A 565-nucleotide genomic window follows, 5' to 3' on the forward strand; every position below is an offset into this window, starting at 1 on the left:
TGAGGAAGTTTCCTCTAACTAGGTTTGCAATGTTTTCGACACCAGACAACGACACTTTCGCTTCTTCCAAAACAAAGCGAGTGCCAGTGGTAAGCATGTCACTGAAAGCAGGCTGAATTGCTGCTGACGCCAAAATGACTTCTCGTCCTTCAGAAAGGCTTAAGTCGGTGACCTGACCAATTTCAATGCCACGGTACATGATTGGTGCGCCTTCGCTGCTGACTTTATTGTCGTCAGGTAGAGCAATTTTGATCGCAATGCCTCGACCTGCTTTTTTTAAGTCTTTGTATAAGCGGAACTCGGTATTTTCTTCCACTGGTTCGCCATCGTCCGGAGAGTCAACGGCGATAGCGCCACCAAGTAGGGCACTCATGCTTTCTAAGCGTACGTCAACGCCTTCAAAACCAATACTTGCGCCAATGCCACTGACATTCCAAAAGCGGCTGCGGTCATTGATGATGTGTCGATATTGCTCTTGGATATTAGCTTGAATAGTAATGGATTTTGCATCTTCATCCAGTTGGTAGCTGTAGACCGCACCGATAGGAATTTTCTTATAGACAAT

The 565-nt window shown here is 46.0% G+C and carries 1 protein-coding gene; it reads right to left on the reverse strand.

The window, feature by feature from the left end; translation table 11 throughout:
* Window positions 1-565 (reverse strand): MlaD family protein (locus R7Z50_RS29800; RefSeq protein WP_318150054.1); only part of this gene is annotated, 565 nt, incomplete at both ends.

The organism is Vibrio sp. 1249-1 (assembly GCF_033340495.1).